Source organism: Stieleria mannarensis, from assembly GCF_014154935.1.
GTDB lineage: Bacteria > Planctomycetota > Planctomycetia > Pirellulales > Pirellulaceae > Stieleria > Stieleria mannarensis.
Map to the genome: position 1 here is coordinate 123635 of NZ_JACEHH010000025.1, position 18104 is coordinate 141738.

The 18104-nt window shown below is 58.3% G+C and carries 13 protein-coding genes; 2 read left to right on the forward strand and 11 right to left on the reverse strand.

Features of this window, described 5'->3' with window-relative positions; all coding sequences use genetic code 11:
* Positions 1-171 precede the first annotated feature (171 nt).
* The 11 genes from H1B37_RS17875 to H1B37_RS17925 form a co-directional block, all read right to left on the reverse strand.
* On the reverse strand, positions 172-8367 hold the full coding sequence (locus H1B37_RS17875; protein ID WP_182868017.1) for a tetratricopeptide repeat protein: 8196 nt from the start codon (positions 8365-8367) through the stop codon (positions 172-174).
* Between the two features lie 166 nt (positions 8368-8533).
* Positions 8534-9022: a DUF1269 domain-containing protein gene (locus tag H1B37_RS17880; protein ID WP_182868018.1), complete on the reverse strand. Its 489-nt coding sequence runs from the start codon at positions 9020-9022 to the stop codon at positions 8534-8536.
* 38 nt (positions 9023-9060) lie between these two features.
* Complete coding sequence (locus H1B37_RS17885; protein WP_286177868.1) at positions 9061-9852, reverse strand: SDR family oxidoreductase; 792 nt, start codon at positions 9850-9852, stop codon at positions 9061-9063.
* A gap of 8 nt (positions 9853-9860) precedes the next feature.
* Positions 9861-10502 (reverse strand): hypothetical protein, encoded by a 642-nt coding sequence (locus H1B37_RS17890; protein ID WP_182868019.1) that lies wholly within the window; start codon positions 10500-10502, stop codon positions 9861-9863.
* A gap of 63 nt (positions 10503-10565) precedes the next feature.
* Positions 10566-11792: a hypothetical protein gene (locus tag H1B37_RS17895; protein ID WP_182868020.1), complete on the reverse strand. Its 1227-nt coding sequence runs from the start codon at positions 11790-11792 to the stop codon at positions 10566-10568.
* A 209-nt stretch (positions 11793-12001) separates the two neighbouring features.
* Entirely contained in the window at positions 12002-12352 is a 351-nt protein-coding gene (locus H1B37_RS17900; protein WP_182868021.1) for a hypothetical protein, read from the reverse strand.
* Positions 12352-12984 carry a vitamin K epoxide reductase family protein gene (locus H1B37_RS17905; protein ID WP_182868022.1) on the reverse strand — a complete coding sequence of 211 codons (633 nt, stop codon included), beginning with the start codon at positions 12982-12984 and terminating at the stop codon, positions 12352-12354. The genes H1B37_RS17900 and H1B37_RS17905 overlap by 1 nt, the downstream gene beginning before the upstream one ends.
* Positions 12985-12989: 5 nt before the next feature.
* On the reverse strand, positions 12990-14048 hold the full coding sequence (locus H1B37_RS17910; protein WP_182868023.1) for an NAD-dependent epimerase/dehydratase family protein: 1059 nt from the start codon (positions 14046-14048) through the stop codon (positions 12990-12992).
* A gap of 181 nt (positions 14049-14229) precedes the next feature.
* Complete coding sequence (locus H1B37_RS17915; protein ID WP_182868024.1) at positions 14230-15318, reverse strand: AI-2E family transporter; 1089 nt, start codon at positions 15316-15318, stop codon at positions 14230-14232.
* The gene (locus H1B37_RS17920) at positions 15311-15670 is read right to left on the reverse strand and encodes a hypothetical protein (RefSeq protein WP_182868025.1); all 360 of its coding nucleotides are present in this window, start codon (positions 15668-15670) and stop codon (positions 15311-15313) included. Before H1B37_RS17920 ends, H1B37_RS17915 begins: the two co-directional genes overlap by 8 nt.
* A 389-nt stretch (positions 15671-16059) precedes the next feature.
* Positions 16060-17163, reverse strand: a complete 1104-nt coding sequence (locus H1B37_RS17925; RefSeq protein ID WP_182868026.1) for a baeRF3 domain-containing protein — start codon at positions 17161-17163, stop codon at positions 16060-16062.
* Positions 17164-17340: 177 nt separating this feature from the next.
* Here H1B37_RS17925 and H1B37_RS17930 point away from each other — a divergent pair, with 177 nt between their 5' ends.
* Together H1B37_RS17930 and H1B37_RS17935 are read left to right on the forward strand one after the other, a co-directional pair.
* Positions 17341-17823: a hypothetical protein gene (locus H1B37_RS17930; protein WP_182868027.1), complete on the forward strand. Its 483-nt coding sequence runs from the start codon at positions 17341-17343 to the stop codon at positions 17821-17823.
* 96 nt (positions 17824-17919) lie between these two features.
* A partial coding sequence (locus H1B37_RS17935; protein ID WP_182868028.1) for a hypothetical protein occupies positions 17920-18104 on the forward strand: 185 nt, incomplete at its 3' end.

Consider the following 18104-nt stretch of genomic DNA (forward strand, 5'->3'; position numbering starts at 1 on the left):
ACGTGCGACGTCCCTTCCAGGCGGAGGTCGTGTGGGTTTTCAAAGCGACCCTCCCTGGAAGGGAGGGTGAAGTCGTAAACTCCTGTTGTTTCGGAGGTTAAAAACCGAACGTCCTCGGCAATCGAGGGATCACCGTCGACGGACTGTGACCTTTGATGACTCGATGCCCGCCTAATACGCCTCTTTGGTCTGAACGCCCTCGCGGCGGTTGTTCATCAGACCTTCGATGTTCAGTTTCTGTTCCTGTTGGAAAAGATCGTTCTGATTGAACAGGTTGTCCAGCAGCGGCTTGCCGGCTTTTCCGGGGGCCGCAGCGGCTTGGCCTGGCGCGGGCATGCCGAAGGGATCCTCGGCCTGATTCGGCGCGCTGCCCGGAAACTGGCCGCCACGCATCTGGTCGCGAGCGTTTAGCAGCAGGACCGACCCGCGATGAAATGCGTATTGATCGTCTTCGCTGACCGCGATCACCGTGCTCTTTCCGCGGATCGCATCGGCGACGAACAGCCCGCGAAGATCGGTTTGTCCGGAGACGAACTTATCATTGGCCGACCCGATGACTTTGACGTGCACGTCGCCCAAGAACGCGTCCTTCGTCTTGTCCTTCACCGTCACGCGAACGCGGCCGGAGACGGGGGCTTCTTCCACGGTCAACGCCAACGGGCTGACGACCAGCAATCCGGAGCTGTACAGGTTTTCCGAACGTGCCACCACCAGGTATGCCCCCTGTTCGTCCAGCGGCAACGCGACCTTTGTTTCCCGATCGCGGTAATCTTTCCCATCGCCCAGCCGAATCGTCTCTTGGTGATACGGTTTGATGCCGGCCAGGTTGATGGCGGTGATCTGGTCCAGATTGCGCTGCGTTAATCCGAACTTCATCAAATCGATGCGATACACCTTGATGAAGACGTCGCGGACATTGCGGTGCTGCAACACCACTTCGCACTTGTCCTTGGGGACGAGGGTGGTGACGCCGGGCAAGGAGACCGATTTGCGACTGAAGAACTCGATCGCTTCGGCGGCGTCCTTGAAACGCTCGCTGACTTTCACGTACTCGTCGATCGCCTTGGCGGCTTGGCCGAGGCTGTGATGGATTTGCCCCATGATGTAGACGGCTTCCCAACGGTTGTCCGCGTGACGTGTCACTCCCGTCTGGGGATCGGTAAACGTCGCCTCGGCGACCTTGCGGCACATCTCAAGTGCCCGTTGATGATCCTGCAATTCAAAGTAACAGAATCCGATCATGTACCAAAACGAATCCAACAAGCGACTGCGGGGATAGCGTTCGGCATACTGTTGCCCCCGCTCGATCGCCAGCTTGTATTGCTGCAGATCGATCAAGGCGGTCGCCAACGCGAAACTGGCTTGATCGCTGGACGGGTCTTCGGGCCAGTTGGTGACAAAATCATCGAGCATCCGAATCGAATTGTCGATCAAATCGACGCGTGTAATTCCCGCTTCGGTCAGTTTCTCGTCCTCGGCGACCGACTCGGCACGGCGGTAAACCTCTTGGGAAAGCGCATAGCTGGCCGTCGCGACATACGACTCGGCCGGGTAATCTCGCAGCAGCGATTCCATCGTCTGGACGCTGCGCACGAATTCGCCGCGGGCATTCAAGAATCCGGCGACCTGATTCTCTTTTTCGAAACTCGCTTGAACGGTCGCCCGATAGACCAGGTAGCTGCGTTCGTATTCGGCGATTTCCCGATAGGACAGGGCGACGTTCAGGATTTCCTGGAACGACAATTCGACCTCGGGAAACCGCTCCTTGATGATTTCGAAGAACCGCACGATGTCGGCGTGGCGGTCCAATTGGGTCGCCGCCCGGAACAGCAGCAACACGGTCTCCTGGTACGGCTGGGTGTGGAGTTGCCAATTGGCGTGAAGCTGGTGAAGGGAATCGAAGGCCTGTTGGTGGTCTCCTTTGGCGTAGTACGCCTTTCCGAGTTCAAACAGCTCGTCCGGCGTCAACGTGTATTCGTCAGCGGATTTCTTGCCCCTCGACAACACACCGATCGCTGCCGGATCGCTGACGGCGATTTCGGAAGGGTTGTAGAAACTGGCCAACACCGCGGGGGCCATGCGATAGCTGCCGGGCAAATCACCTGCCAATGCGTAGCGAATGTCACCGGGCGTTTTCGAATCGCCGATGTAGAATGTGATTGCGCCCGGTGTGAGTTCGTAGCGATCAAAGACTCCGCTGATCGTTTCCTCTAAGATGGTGCAGCCTGCCGGGATCGGTTCGACCAACATCAAGTAGTTCCGCAGCGGTTGCGAATTCTGGTAACGCACCCTTGGCGTCAGAGTGACCAGGGCTCGATCCCCCACGGCCAGTTCGGTCAATTTGTTGGGCTTGAACGAGTAGCCGCCGTCGACCACACGATGTCCGCGGGGAACCAATCGGCCGTCGATCCGCATCTGATCGGGTTCGTAGCGTCGTTGGACGGACCAGTCTTTGGTCGTGCTCGCGATCGATTCTGCATCGGCAAACCCTGTCAGGACGGCGCTGTAGGAAAATTCTCCGCGTCCCTGCAGCTCGAATTCGATGCGTTGTTGATCGTCAGTCAGCAAGGCACCCGGCACTTCGATTCGGCGACTCGGTGCACCAGGTTCCAAGGTCAACGTTTCCAGATCCTGTCCATTGACATAGATCGTCACGCTGACTTTCTCGCGCGTCGGTGGCGTTTCACCGAAGTGGGCCGATAGGGCGGCAATCGCCGGACCGTTGTCCGTTTCCACCGGCCAGCGCGATCCGACTCGGGCCGCCAGGAGACGTTCGGCAAGTTTCGACCGAAGTTCGGGACGCAATTGCATGCGTTGGAGCGCGATCAATTGCAACGCCGCGACTTCGACCGTCGTGCTGCCGATCGTCGAACGCGAGGCAGAGGTTTCGGGCTTGATCAACGGCACTAACTCCGCCGCCATCTCGTTGTGATGCAGCGACGTCAGCGCCAACATCAGCTGCACCAAGCCGTAGGCGTCCAGCCGATTGCGTTCACGATACAACCGGTTGGCCAAAGCAAAATCACCGGATCCGCCTTCGGCGATCGCCGCCAATAACACCGCTTGGCGATTCAAGTCGGACGCCTCGGCAAAGGCTTTCTTCAAGGACGCGACGCCCAGCTCGAATTGTCGCTCGGGGACGGCAAAGCCTGCGTTGCGGGCTTCGGCGAGCGCCCACATCGACCGCGCCGTGGTGATCGGATCGGCCGGGCCGGTCGTCGGGTTGCCGGTCAAACTCCAACCGCCATCGTCGCGTTGCGAGGTGACCAGCTGGCTGACCGCGGCGGCAATCCGATCGCTGACCCGAGCGGCTTGGGGCGTGTCCGACTGTGCCGACCTGCGAATACTTTTCAGCACCGCGACGCCGCCCATGCATTCGGCCACGCTTCGATCCAACATACTGGTCGGGGCACACCGCAGCGGCAAAAATGTTTCGCCGCGAAGCAAACTGTCCAACAGCAATTGATGGATCTGTCCCCCGATCATCAACTCCAGACGTTGCCCGCGTGTTGTTTGGTCGGCTTCCAGTTGGACGATCGCCAGCGTATTCTGCGACGCCGTCCCACTGGCCGTTTGATAGACCGGGTACCCATAGGGCAACACCTCCGCGACCGAAACGTAGCGGTCGGTGTCGATGCCGTCGCTTTGCACGGTCAATTCGAACTCGACTTGGTCCGCCTGGACGACCTCCACGGGAAACGTGAGTGTTTCGATGCCGGCGTCTTTGACGTCAATCGATTGACGCTGCTCTAAGGACTGATTTCCCATGGTCGTTTTCAGGGTCACGTTGATCGTCCGCGGACCGCCGAGCGAGTTGTGCACTTCGGCAGTGATGTCTGCCTGGTCGCCGACGGTCAGCGCCAGGGGCACTCGGAGCTCGCCGAACAGATCCTTGCGCGTGACCAGATCGACCGTGTCCGAACCGGCGAGTGCGTCGATGCTGATCGCGTCGGCACGAAGTGTCCATGCCGTCGAATCCGCCGGCATCGTGATTTCGATTTCGCCCTTTCCATCGGCGTCGGTCACGATCACGGGATCCCAAAAACCGGTTTCACCACGGACCGCTTCGGCGAACATCCGCACGCCGCCCGCGCGGGTCAGCTGGGCGACTTCGTCGTCGCTCATGCCATTGACCACCAAGAATCTGCCGTCGGCGGTCAAGCCGTTGATGGTGATGTCGCGCCGCTGCAACGATTGGCCGTCGACGCGTCTCGATAGCAATTGCGGTCGCTGTGCTTGTTGCCCGCGCGCCTCTTCAATGCGCGCCTGTTGAATGCGAAACGGATCAAGCGTGCCATTGCCGTTGACGTCGCTATCGGTACCGAATGGTCGGCCGAATCGGGCGCCGCCGGAGTATCCGGAAGCGGCGGATTGCATTCCGCCAAAGGGTTCGTCCTCCACGATCACGTCCCCGGCCACCCATGCAGATTCGAAATCCGCCACGTTGTTTTTGAACACGTCGGCGAGCGCTTCCGCCTCGGCCAGTCGCCGCGATTCTCGTTCGGCTTCGACGAGCAGGACTTCGTTGATCGATCGGGTTTGGGTGGAATAGCTGAACTGGCAGCTGGAGGTTTGTCGCATCCGCCGTTGTCGTCGTCCGCCGGTAAACGCCTGGACGATGTCGCGCGGATCCGGTCCGAACCGATCGAGCAAATTGGAGCGGACCATTGACATCGCCAATTCTGCGGCGACGGGACGACCACTGGAATCGGTCACTTCGATCCCCAGCTTGACCCGTTCGGTCGGCTCAAGTGCCGTCGCCGATGGGGTGAGTTTGACTTGCAGCCCCTTGCGGATCACAAAACCGCTCAGGGCGTGGTGAAGTTTACCGGGTTGCATCACACTGGCCGACAGGAAGAAATTGGGAGCCAGATCGGCGTCGATCGGGATTCGGATCGTGTTTTCTCCTTGTTTCAGATTCACCAAACGGTGTCCCAAGACCGATGCGCCATCAAAGGTGATCAGAGCGAGCGAAGGGGCCTCGCGCCAGTGCAGGCGGACGTTGGCCGTGTCACCGACGCGATAATGATGTTGATCGGACAACACCCGCAACCGCGTGGAGTCGTCGTCGCCGGAGATGTGCAAGCGGGTTTGCCCGCTGATCGAGTTGCCGAAGCGGTCCTCGGCCGTTGCCCGCACGATGTAAGACCCGCCGCGATCGATCTGGATCGTCTGTGTGGCCTTGCCGTTTTCGGGATCGGACGTGACCTCGAACGTCTCGATCAGGCGTTCTCCGAAACGCCCGGATCGACTTTGCCGGACGTGATCGCGGTCGCCTCCCTGAGTGACTTCAAACACTTCCAGCTTGATCGGCGTACCAACAGGATTGTCGGCCGGGTCAACGACATCGACATTCACGTCAAATGTTTCTCCGGCAATGAACACGGAACGGGCGGAGGAGACGTTGACGTTGAAACCACGCGTGGCCAAAAACACGGTCCGCGAATTGCTGACGTTCCGCTGCGGGCATTCGACGTTGATCGCGACTGCCTGGGATTCGCTGAAACGACGCGTCGGAAAACGGAGCGTAACGGTTCCGTCGGCGTTCGTCGTCGCGGTTTGGACGTCGCCGTCGGTACCGATGGAATACCGGATCTCGGCGCCGGGCAAGGGCGCGCCGTAGTGATACGCCAGCGCAACGGTCGCCTTGATTTCGTCGCCGCGAAAGTAAACGGCGTCGTCCGTTTGGATCGTCAGTTGAACCGGTTCCAATTTGAATTGCCGGACCCGAAATTGCGATTCGAATGACAACCCGGATTGTTGTGGTGTCGCACGGCGATGCAAGTGGACGCGGCAGGTTCCGGCAACCGCGTTGGGGGGCAGCTTCATGTTGGTGGCGACGGCACCGAAAGCGTTCAACGCGACGTCTTCCGATTTCAGTTTTCTACCGCGGGCGTCATAGATATCCAGCACAAACGTTTCACCTTCGCGAAACGTGAACCGATCCTGGTCGACCCAGCGGACGATGCCTTTCAAATGGACCCACTCGCCGGGGCGATAAACGGACCGATCGGTAAACAGGTATCCGGTGGGCACCAAGCCGACGGCGAAATCCAAACCATTCAGGTTGGTTACGGTCGAAGCGACATGGCCCTCACCGACGGCGAACACTCGCAGATCCCGGATCTCTTTCAGCCGGCGTGAACGCGAACGCACGATCCCCTCTTCGTCGGTCAACAACTCTTCAAACACCGACGCGCCGTCGCTGACCAGGACACTGACGCCCTCGGCCGGTTTTCCCGTCCGCATGTTTTGGGCGAATAGAAACAGCTCGTTCCGAGACGATTTGACCAGGATGTCCAAGTCGCTGACGACCAGCATCGTCGTCGCTTCCATCGTGTCACTGCTGACCGTCACGGCGGTGACGCCGGGTCCATCGATCGGGATCGTGACCGGTTGTTCGATCCGTTGAAAGGGTTCGTAATCAGCCACGCGGTGCTCAAATTGTTGATCCGGATCGATCAGCGCGATGTCCAGCTCTTCGACTCCGGTGGCCAAGTGCATTTTGCGAAAGTAGTCCGTCATGTCGATCGTGTAGACCGCGACGGAAACCTTTTCCAAGTTCCGCGTCGTGAGCACGATCTGGGCGTCTTCGTCGCTGCGAAACTTGCGTCGCGTCATGACTTGCAACTCAGGGCTGGTCAGTCGCTCGATCCGCCGCTTGGCCGCGGATTCACTCGACCCCTTGACCTTCCGATAGGATTCGAGTGCCTCCTTGCGACGCCCGAGTTGTTCTTCCTGGGTGATGCCGATCCGCAACGAGGCCGACGAAGCCTGTTCGGTTTGCGGATACTTTTCGACCAAGCGTTGCCAATCCGCGATCGCGTCCTCGAACAATTCGCGGCAGACCTGGTTGAGACGGATGTTGGATGTCGACCGGCCATTTCGGCTGGCCGCGTCGATGCGTTGCTGATGTCGCGCCAACGCATCACGGTAGTTCATGTCGCCGAAACGGAATAAGATGTCCGGCGCCCGTGGATCCAACGGGTACTTGTTCAAGTACGTTTGCCACAGTGACCTTGCGGTCGAGTAATCCTTTTCCTTGCGTGCATGATCGGCAGCGGCAAACTCTGCTTTGATGATGTTCTGTTGGACCTCGGGCCACTGCGAGTCGGTGGGGTGTTGCTCCAAGAACTCCTTCCAAGCTTCGATTGCCTTGTCGAATTCGTTTTGCGCCAGATACGATTGGCCGAGCATTCGCCGCGCGACGGCCAACGGATCCGACCCGCGATACGTCGGGTTGGCGATCAAACTTTCCAACCGGTCGACCGCTTGAACGTTGCGGCGCCGCGATTCAAAGCCCTGTGCGATCTCCAATTCCGCTTTGGGGGCGAGCGGATGATCGGGGAAGGCGCGAAGAAACTGTTCCGCCAGTGCCACGCCCAGTTCCAAGTCGCCGTCGGTTTCCGGGCTGGGAAGCCCGTAGGTGTGTGCCAAACGGTATTTGGCGTCGGCCAATCGGTCGGTCAATACCGCGTTGGTGTCGCGGCGGCGGTCGTTTTGCGATAGAAAGTCTTGCCAGGTGCGACGCGCGGCGGATTGTTGATTGTTCTTCAGTTGGCACAACCCCAGTCGGTACATTGCATCGGATCGCAACGCGATCGAAGCGGACGAGCCCGATTTCGGATCGTTGCCGCCGTGGTCGGCAAGGAATTGCTCGTACGCCTTAATCGCTTCATCAAGTTGATTCAGCTGTTCGATGCAACGCGCGATGCGGAACTCAATTTGCTGTTGTCGCTTGGTCGTCGGACCGAGCTTCTTCGCTTCACGATAGTACTCGAGCGCCTGCCCATAGTCGGGCTTTTTGACGCCGATAGGCTCGCTCGCCGGAACGCCCTCGAAAAAGCGATCGGCGAACTCCAGGTAGATCTTGGCGAGTTCGTCCTTCCGGCCACGTGAGAGCAAGCGTTCGGCTTCGGCCCGATAGATCTCTCCGGCGACGTTGTACTGGCGATTGGATACCGCAACGGCCGCACGCCCGAATCTTGACCGGCTGATCCAGTCGCTGCCCGGAAAACGTCGCTCCAGGTCCAGATACGCCGCGACGGCGTCATTGCCCCGGTCCAAATGCGACAGTGCCAGCGCCTTGAGATAAAGCAAATAATCCGCGGCTTCGACTCCGTTTTCTTGCAACTGTGATTCAATCGCTTTGATGGCGTCTTGGTACCGGCGATCTTGCATCGCGTCGTGCACCGCCGCCGGGATGCCGACCACGCCGGAGATCGCCGGGCGAGTCGCCGATTCGACCGAATGTTCTCGCTCGCCCGGCACCTCTGGCTCGGCCGTGATTCCGACCATCGCCCAACCGCTCCAAACCAATGAAGCGAGCAACATTGAATACAACGCGTTCAAACCCAACCGAGCCATTTGTCGATCTCCGGAGTAGCAAGCCCAGCGGGGTCGGGTCGAAACCAACCACCGCAACCGAGCGGGATTCCCATCACTCTAACGAATGACGCTCCAGGATCGAATCAATTAGGTGTAAAGCAACTGTAAAAAGAATCTCAACGTTGCCGATGCGGCCAGGCAATGCTTAGCGATGATACATTTCTAACGACACGGGGCCGGTCGTTTTCAAGATCTGGTTCGCCTCGGTCAACCGCAGGTCCGCGCCCGTCACGATCACGAGGATTGACCCATTGCGAACCTTGGCTTGGTAGCTTTCGGCGACCTCGTCATCGACACCCCAGCTTTTGACGGCCCCCAACAGCCCACCCCCGACTGCTCCGGCGCCCATCCCCAAAAGTGGCCCCGCGACCAACAATGGCCCCATCAGGGTCATGGTTCCGAGTGCCGCACCGAGAGTTCCGCCGGCGATCGTTCCGGCAGCGGCCGTCTTTTCACCGGACATCGAAGTCGGCGTCTTGTCCTCGGTTCCGTCAAGCTCCGACAACTGCTTGTCACCGGCGTGTTTGACGATCGACACTTCCTCTTCGCTGTAACGCGCTTTCTCAAGCACCTCGATCGCAGTTTGAAAGTCACGTTCATTTGAATATTCGGCAATCAGGCAATTCTGATTCATGGTTACTATCCTGTGGTTTTGTGTAAGTCTCGGTGGGGTCACTGGATCAGTGATTGGCCGCCATCGATCCAAACGGGGGTTCCGGTGACATGATCGGCCAAGTCGCTCATCAAAAATGCGGTCAGCCGGGCGACCTGTTCGGGAGTGCCAAAATCTCCGCCGGTCAGCGGAATCTTTCCCTCAGGGAAGATCACCGGGGTTTCGATTCGCTCCAAATCTTCGCGATTCGTCTTCTCGTGAATGTTCGATTCGATCGCTCCCGGACAGATGACGTTCACACGGATTTTGGACGGGGCGAGTTCCAGGGCGAGCATTTTTGCCAATGCAAATTGGCCGGCCTTGCTCGCCGCATAGGCCGACGCCCCCTCGTTGCTGAACGTCCGCGTTCCGTTGATCGATGCCATGACGACGATGCTTCCTCCGCCGGCTCGTTTCAGATGTGGGACACAATGATGCACCGCCAGGAATGTCCCCGTCAGATTGACGTCGATGGTTTTTCGCCAATCGTCCGGCGTGAGTTCCTCCACCGGGGCCCAGGTTCCATTGATCCCCGCGTTGGCGACCAAGCCATCGATGCGGCTGTGCCGGTCGATGGTTTGTTGGATGGCATCGGCAACTTGGTCGCTGCGTGTAACATCGGCCGCGACCCAAGACGCGTCCCCACCGGCGTCGAGGATCGAGTCGACCACGAATTGCATCTGCTGTTCATCGCGACTGAGGATCACGACGGTCGCCCCGCACCGCGCCAGGCCATGTGCGATCCCTTCTCCGATCCCTTCGCTGCCGCCGGTCACGACGATGACCTGACCATTCAATTCAATCTCCATCATCGGCACCTTTAGTAGTCGACACGCTCGTCGGATCCATTGAAGCGAGCCTCATAGTCGACTTGGCGCAAGTAGCTTTTCAGAGCCGTCAACTCTTGCGGATCAAGCTCGTCCCTGATCGAGTCAACCGCTTCATCAATCAAGTTCACCATGCGATGCACCTTGGCATAGTCCATTCGGCGATACACCTCACCGGGGCTGGCACGTTTGGCGAGCGACTCTTCGATCGGCTTGCGGTACGGTTTCAGGGCTTCATGATCAAGCGGCCGGGGCCAGTGAAGTTCACCGGTTTGGTTGTCAATTTGGTTTTCTTTCAAACGATCCGGTGCCATGCGTTGGCCGATTTCGCGTCGCTTTTCCTCTGACAAAACATTGCGCTCTTTTTCAATCTCTTCGTCGCGCAACTCACGCAACTCATAGTATTGCTCGACACGCTCTTTGCGGTTTTCCAGCCGCAGTGCGATCGCTTCTTGAAGCTGCTCGGCGGAAAGCGAACGCAGGTACGCGCCTTTCCCAAGCCCGCGGGCGAGATCGCCGGTGGCGTCGAGAACATCGCCGGCCGGGGTGGACGCGTCGTCATCATCGAACAACCCATCGTCGGCTGTTGCGGTGGTCGTAAACAAGATCAATAGGATGTAGGGTGCAAATCGCATGGTTTTCTCTTCGGAGAGTTGGGACTGACAGTCGGTTGGTTGTGATGTTGACAATCGAGCAGGTTATTCGACGAGCGATTGGAGAACCTTTGCGAGCTCCGGATTGTCACTTGCATCGAGTGCCGCAGCGGCGTGAATTTTCAATTTCAAGTAAGCCTCATCGGTACGTCGATTAAGGTTGTCGCGTGTCGTGTGATTGGACCAAATTGCTTGGTTGGCATTGATGTGGAACTGCACCCAGTTGGCATCGCTGTGATGCGTTGCTTTCTGATCGGTATAACGATCCATCTTTACAGTAGGCGAAGAACGTTGTTCCGAACCCGAATCAGAATGCTTGGTTGACTTGGGCTGCATCGAAGCAATCAATTCATCTTCGCCGTCGATGACTCGTGCCGGATCATCCAAATCAATGTCGTCATCGCCATCGCCCCGATCGACGCTCTCCGGATTCGTAAATTTGGTGCCGCTGGGGTTGTTGATGTCGTAGTCGGCATCCGGGTCATAGTCATCGCGGTCGTAGATGGAGTCCTGTGAATAGGGCAGGGTCGCGGATCGGGTTTGCACCTCGCGCTCGCTGATATACCCTGCGACCGGGCCACTGACGGCACGCCGGCCGGCGGCTGCTGCGATCGCGGCTTCCACGCCGTCTTCGATCGCGTCGGCATGATTCCCGGCCTCACGCCGCGTTTCATCGATATTGTCGTCCACGCGATACTGGTCGATATCCAGCGGTACGTCATCGTCGATCCGTTCATCGTCCAGCCCCGGATCGTCAGCGCCGGCGGGAGATTCGGTATCAAAACGCTTCAGCCGCGGATCGCGTGCAGACTTCTTCTGTTTCGTGCGTTCGTCCGGTCGTGCGGAAGAACCCGTTGAGTCGTTGTCGGAGCGGCCAAGCGAAGCGGCCAAGGCGGCACCGACCGCCTCGGGCTTTGGCAAGGCATCGGTGGACGCGTTGCTCGTCACTTTGGAGTTTGATCGTTTGACCTGCTTCCACCCGAAAGCTTCCAAGTCGTTGATAATTCGAGCCGACTGGTCGACGATCGACCGATACCTTTGTGCGTCCTCGGGGGATTCGCTGCGTTGGGCAGCTTCGGCCGCGAGCTTTTTCGCAAGACTGGCATCACTCCAAATCAAACCCGCCATCGCCCAGTCGCTGATCGCATGCACCGTCCCGTCGGGAACGGCGTCGTTTGCCTGTCGGGGTTCGGCGGCTTGAATCGTGACGCACACTGCCATCGCCAAGCTTAGGCTGCCGATGGAGAGACGAAGTGAACGTTGGTTGGACATTGGACTTGTGATTGGTTGATGAGAAACTGACAACCGCAACGGCGATACGATTCGAAGTAGCGGTATGCAAAGTGAAGGATGACCTTTGCAATCGGCGCGCCAATCGATCCGCCGCTTTTCATCAGGTCGAGCCAACGCTTCCCAAAGATCGATCAGCAACCGTTGGTGTCTAGCCTTGAGGCGATTTCCCACGCTGCAACGCAGCGAAGCTATTGCACCTCACCCGGTTGCTGCATCCATCCCCGCGGCGGTTGCGAGGCGCGATTGGGAATCACGGCGATCATCAATAAGAACAGACCGACCACAATGTGGTTTTGATGCACCGGCGTTGGCGGAAGGACACTGAATCGCCCCCACAGAATCAACCCGGTCGCGACGACCAGGATCAACAGGTGCGCTCGGCGGGTCGGTGGCCAATAGGACAACCCCGACAACACCCAGATCAACGTCGCCACGCCAAGGTCCGCCCACAGCACGACGCCGTCCGACGCCGCGTCAAAAATAAAGGGGCTGACGGCAAGCCAAACCGCGGTCATGATTTCGACCACACGTCCCCACATCAGTTTGCACTCCGGGAAAGTAATGTTTCGGCGGCATGGTCCAGCCGAGGACTGCGGTAACCCCAGAAGGCGTCCCACAAGATCCGGCGGTCACGGTTTTGCTTCCAAACGATCCATAGGTAGGTCAGCGAAACACGGACTTCGTCCCACGCCCAGTAGGCCAGGATCAGTGAGATCACAGCCGTCACCAAACACAGAAAACACCACGATCCGACGATGAAGGCTTGGATCAAGACCAACACCACACTGACAATTCCCAGCGGGATCACATCGATCCCAAACAGGACCACCATCCAGGGGCGATACTGCCACCGACGCGTTGAACCGGCCAGGCCGAGGATCGCGTCGCCCAAATACGCCAGCACGCCCAACGCCGCATCATGAATGCCGAGGATTCCGTACATCCGCTGTGCGGTGTCGGACTTCAGCACCTTGTCGGTCCCGTCGCCGAAGACGGGGTCCCATGCGGATTCGATCAACCCCCACTGGAAAAGTGACAAGTGGGTGGAAATTGCGGCGGCGACGAAGGCGAGGATGCAAATCGGAATGCGTTGAGACCACGCCGAGGGGTTGTGGTCGTAGGGCGGGACGTTGCGATGAAGTTCGTCGACCGGTAGCGTTGCGTTTGACATCGTCTTCAGTCCTGCAATCCGTTGTTGCGATACCATTGTTCGGGGTTTTGCTTTAACCGGTCGATCATGATCGGTAACCGATCAATCAGGCGATGCTTTGGTTCCCAACCGATCAATGCTTTGGCCCGAGAGAGATCGAGTGCGTAATGGTCGTCGGCCATCGGCACCATGAAGGGTTTGATAAACGCGTCACCGGCAGAGAGGGTGTCGGTGACGGCGGCACCGATTTTTGCGAGCGGCTTTGGCACCCGCAGCGTCGCCCAGTCCTTTCCGTGAATCCGCTGACCAATCGCGTCCTGCAGCGTTTCGTAAGACGGAGGGTCAGACTCGCCGATCAAGATGGCTGTCTTGGCATTGATGTTATCACGATGTTGCACCGTAGCCACGATCGCACTGACCGCGTCGTCCAGGTGCACGGCCGATTGCCCGGTCGACGCGTCGCCGGGGAAAAAGTGACTTTGGAAATCTTTTTCGTAGACGCGTTTGATTTGCTGGACGATGGTCGGTTGGCGTCCATCATCGGTGTAGACCCCCGCGATCCGCAAAAAGACGGATCGCACGTCGGGGTGCCCTTCGCGGATCAGCCGCTCGGTTTCGATTTTGCTTTTCGGATAAGGCCACTTTGCCAACAACGGATCGGCTTCGGAGATGTATTGTCCGGGCTGGCAGGGCTGATGCACCAACATCGTGCTGGCAAAGATGAATTGACCGAGATCAAATTCGGACAGTGCATTGAGCAGCCGATCGGTTCCGTTGACGGTGACCTCGTCGTAGGCCTCGCTGTCCTCGCCGGAAAAGTCGTAGTAGGCCGCCAGATGGACGACGCTGGCCACCTGCTCTCCGGCCCGGCGACGCACCTCCGCAACTGCGCCGCGAACGTTGTCATAGCGGGTGATGTCACATTCAATGTCGTGAACGTGGGCACGGCTTTTGGGGGGCTCGGGCAATCCGACGCGATCGAATCCGAAGACTTCGTAGCCGCGGTCGGCCAATTCGTTGCACACCGGTCGACCGAGCAACCCCGAGCTTCCAGTCACAATGACGACGGGACGTGGTGCAGACATGAGGGGCTCCAGTAAGAAGGAAGAGACGTCACCCATGAGCACGCAAAGCACATGCCAATGAGTGACGCGTGAATCTTCGCCGAAACGGTCGTGGACCACGCGAGGAGTCCTCGAAGTTCTGGCGAAGGTAGCTACGTTCGCACGGCGATTGGCGATGTGTTTTACAGAGCGCATTGCCTGGCTAGTGCGAAACCAAGCTGTGGCTCGCGACGCGGTCCCGAGCGATGTTCAGCAGTGCATAGAAGAACGCGGCAATCATTGGGCCGACGAAGATGCCCCACAGGCCCATCAGCTTGAGGGCGCCGAGCACCGTGACCAGGGCGATCAACGGGTGCAGTTTGGCTTGGTTTCCGATCACGTACGCGCGAACCAGATTGTCCGAGGTCGAGATAACCGCCGCACCGTAAATCAGCAATCCGATTCCGGCCCCGTATCGCCCGTCCAACAACAGCCACAAGGCGACCGAGACCCAGACGACGGCCGATCCCAAAAACGGGATGAATGAGGAAAACATCGTCAGCACGATCAGTAGCCAGGCGTTGGGAATCCCTAAGATGGCGAATGCGATGCCTGACAGAGTTGCCTGCGCAAGGCCGGCGACGACCGTCCCCGCAACGACGCCGCGACAGACGGACTGGAAACGATCGGTCAATCGCTCCTCTTCACGATCTTCCAGCGGCAGCATCCGGTGCACTTCACGCAGAAAGACATCGCGATCGGCAAGAAAGTAGTAGAGCGAAAGTGTCATGACGCCAAGGCTGACCGAAAAGGCGAAAAAATCGGAAAGCAGCCCGCGCGTCTTGGCGTACACCTCTGCCGTGACACCGTCGATGATACGTGAGAACGCACGGCGCAATTGATCCCGTTGGTCTTTCGCCAACCGGCTCTTGATCCCGTCGATCATGCGACCGACGCGTGTGCCCTGGACGAGGTCAAGCGTGTCATCGTCCCCATTTGACGATGGTGCATCGAATCGATCGGCCATCTCTGTCCCGGTCCGCATGACCTGAGTGCCGGCCATCATCAGCGTGACGCCGATCGGCAGCATGACGGCGACGATGACCAGTACCGTCGTCAATCCAGCTGCAATGCGATCATGGCCGGCCGTGCGGTCGGTCAACCACTGGTGCAGCGGCGCAAACAACACCGCCAAGACCAATGCAATAAAGATCGCCAGGATGAAGGGCTGGATCACACGGAAGAACAGCAACCCGAAACATGCTGTCGCCCCGACAAGGATCCAGAACGAAAGCTGGTAGCGATCAGGCATCGCTCGCGGAACTGATATTGGCCGCTTTGGGCGGCGTCTTGTCGCCGGGCTGCCGCGATTCCCAGTTTTTGAGTTCGTCAAACTTGGACTGCAATTGTTCGGTGATGCTCGACAATGCCCCTCCACGATGCATCGCCGGTTCGCGACAGAGGTCTTTGACGCGGTGCTCGATTTCCACCTGCAACGTCCTGCCTTCACGCCGTGCAAAGCCACTCATCAACAGCGCCTTCAACAGGTCGTCCACCGACGAGTCCTCCGTCAACGACGTCGGCGAATCGCTTTCAAGTTGCTCGCAACAGACCGAAGCGAGTTTGTCGAGTTGTTCTTCGATTTGGGGATTTGTATCACTCATAGGTCAACACGTGGTTGAAAGGTGGGGGAACTGTTTCAAAGCGTGCCGCCTCGCCGGACGCTGAGGACGACACAGGAATGAGTTTTGAGATCAGTCTCTACTTTGTCATGTTGGGAACTCGTCGATCGAAGTCCCAATCGGTGATCAGCGACGCAATCGGCATGCCAAGCGGTCGAATCGAATGTGAGGTGCACAAACACCCAAAAACGCCACGATTACGCATCGCGGAATCACCCTTGATCCAACCGTTCAAAACCTTCGCCCTGCATCACCGGCCTGTTATCGTCCGGTCTGGCTGATCAACAACCAACCTGCCCATTGTGCGCCAGAAGGGGGCGCGGAAAAATATGCCCGTTGGCCAATCACGGCATGGTGCTCGGGGCGAACCATCAATACCGGAAGATCGCCGCGACAGCCGTTTTCCCCGCCACGCGTGATGCATCGCATCGGAAGGCGGATCCGCCGTGACGCAAGGTGTCGACGGTAATCGAATTTAGTTCCGTCGCATCCACATCGTCAACGCAAATCATCACCGAGTCGACGCGTCCGTTCGCTGCGGCGGCTGTGATTTCCGAGATGTCGTCCGATCCACGGCCCTGCGCGATGGCGGCGGCGAATTTTTCGGTGGGGCTTTCCTCATCTGCATCTCGCAGGTCCGAGAGCGTCTCGCGTACACGATCGCGTAATTCGTCGTCACTCCACTGCGAGGAACTTCCCTCGACCTTTCCATCGACGCGAACATCTGTGGTGGCTTCAAAGTGACCGGCAACTTCTGTCGTTGCGACCAGCACCAACGGGCCTCCCGAATGATAGACGACTCCAGCGACGTGCTCACCCACAATCGAAAGGTACTTTTGACGATCGGCTGCGATCTTGTCTTCACCTTCGCCATGGCCATGGAACATCGCCGTCGACGTGGCGCCAACGTTTCCGTGGCTGCGATGGCTGGTGTTCTGCAAACTCTCTTCTGGATCACGTGGCAGGATCAGATCGTGGTATTTCGCCGGCAGCATTTCCGTTTGCACCAATTCCAGTGATTCACCGTCAAATCGATACAAGGTGGCGTTGTCCCAGGTCAATGACAGCACGAGTTGCCGTTCGTTCACGTTGCCCTGGGGCAACAACGGTGACAGCAGCAACGCGTCGGCGACGAACACGGACGCCGGAACGGTCCGGTTGACGCGGAAGATGCGACAACGGTCCGGCGTCAAAAAAATCGCCAGCCCTTCATCTTGGTGCTGCCAATAGTCAAAGTTGGTCGATAGGGATTCAATCGGTTCAAGAATCGAACAATCCTGCCCGGCGTCCTGGAGTTTTTGTTTTGCCTCGCTGAACAGGTTTTTGAAACGAATCGCATTCTGCTGGGTTTCGGGGCCGGAACGATGCGTCGGCATGACGATCGACACGCAGGGATGTGCGGATGTTTCGGCGAGTTCTTTCAAATCTCCCGGACTGAGACGGCTGGGTGAGAGTTCGTTCATGGTCGTGGACATTGCGATCTCGCTTTGGGAAAAAGGAAATGATTTGTTCCATCACGTCCAGTTGCAAATGAGATGCCGAAGTACCGGTCTGCAGGCGACTTAGAGAGCGTCACTCGATCTCCACCACCTGACGCGAACGCGATCGCGCGGCGGGATGCCCAGCTAAGACAAGCCGGGTTCCGCAAATGCGTGAATCAACTGTGCAAACATCGCGGGATGGAATCCTATTCCAGCTACTACCTATCCGCAGACGGAACAACGTTGCTGTTGGATTGTGCCACCCGCAAGCTTCTTGGTGGTTATCCGTCCAAGTTTTCGACCGCACTTCGATCGCTTTGTGCCGACGGGCACATGGTTGAAACGTCGTCCCACAACAAACTGCCCCGCATGTTTGTCGACATGCCGCCCGAAGCGATGTTCACCGTCGCGGTTGTGGGCAGCGACGAACTGCACCTGCTGGTCGACGAACATCAGAAACAGGTCAGCGAACGACTGGAGTTTGGCAACAGCGAACTGATCCCGATTTCCGAAAATTGCATCCGCGAAATCGAGACTTATGGGTTGCTAGTGGTCGACTGGCAATTGCATCGAACGAAACAAGTACCCAAACCGGAAACGACCGCGTCGGACTATTTTCGCGACTCGGCCCTGGGCCTCGCGGAAGCGGTGTGAAACCTCGCTCGCGACCGGGCACTCCGATAGGATTTTCTAGACGCGATCGTCGCGATCTGGACGGGGCTGGCCGACCGGATGCGCTTCGACGAATGGATGAACACCGACACGGACATCCACCGACAAGTCCTTCCCGTCTTCATGTTGATTCTGATCGGTGTGTTCTTCTGGAGAGACCGCGCGTACCTGGATGAGCCCGACGGGGACAAGCTTGACCATGCGTCCATGCTGCTGTGCTTGTCCCAGGTCAAAGCGTTCGCCGTGCTGATCGTCCTAGGACT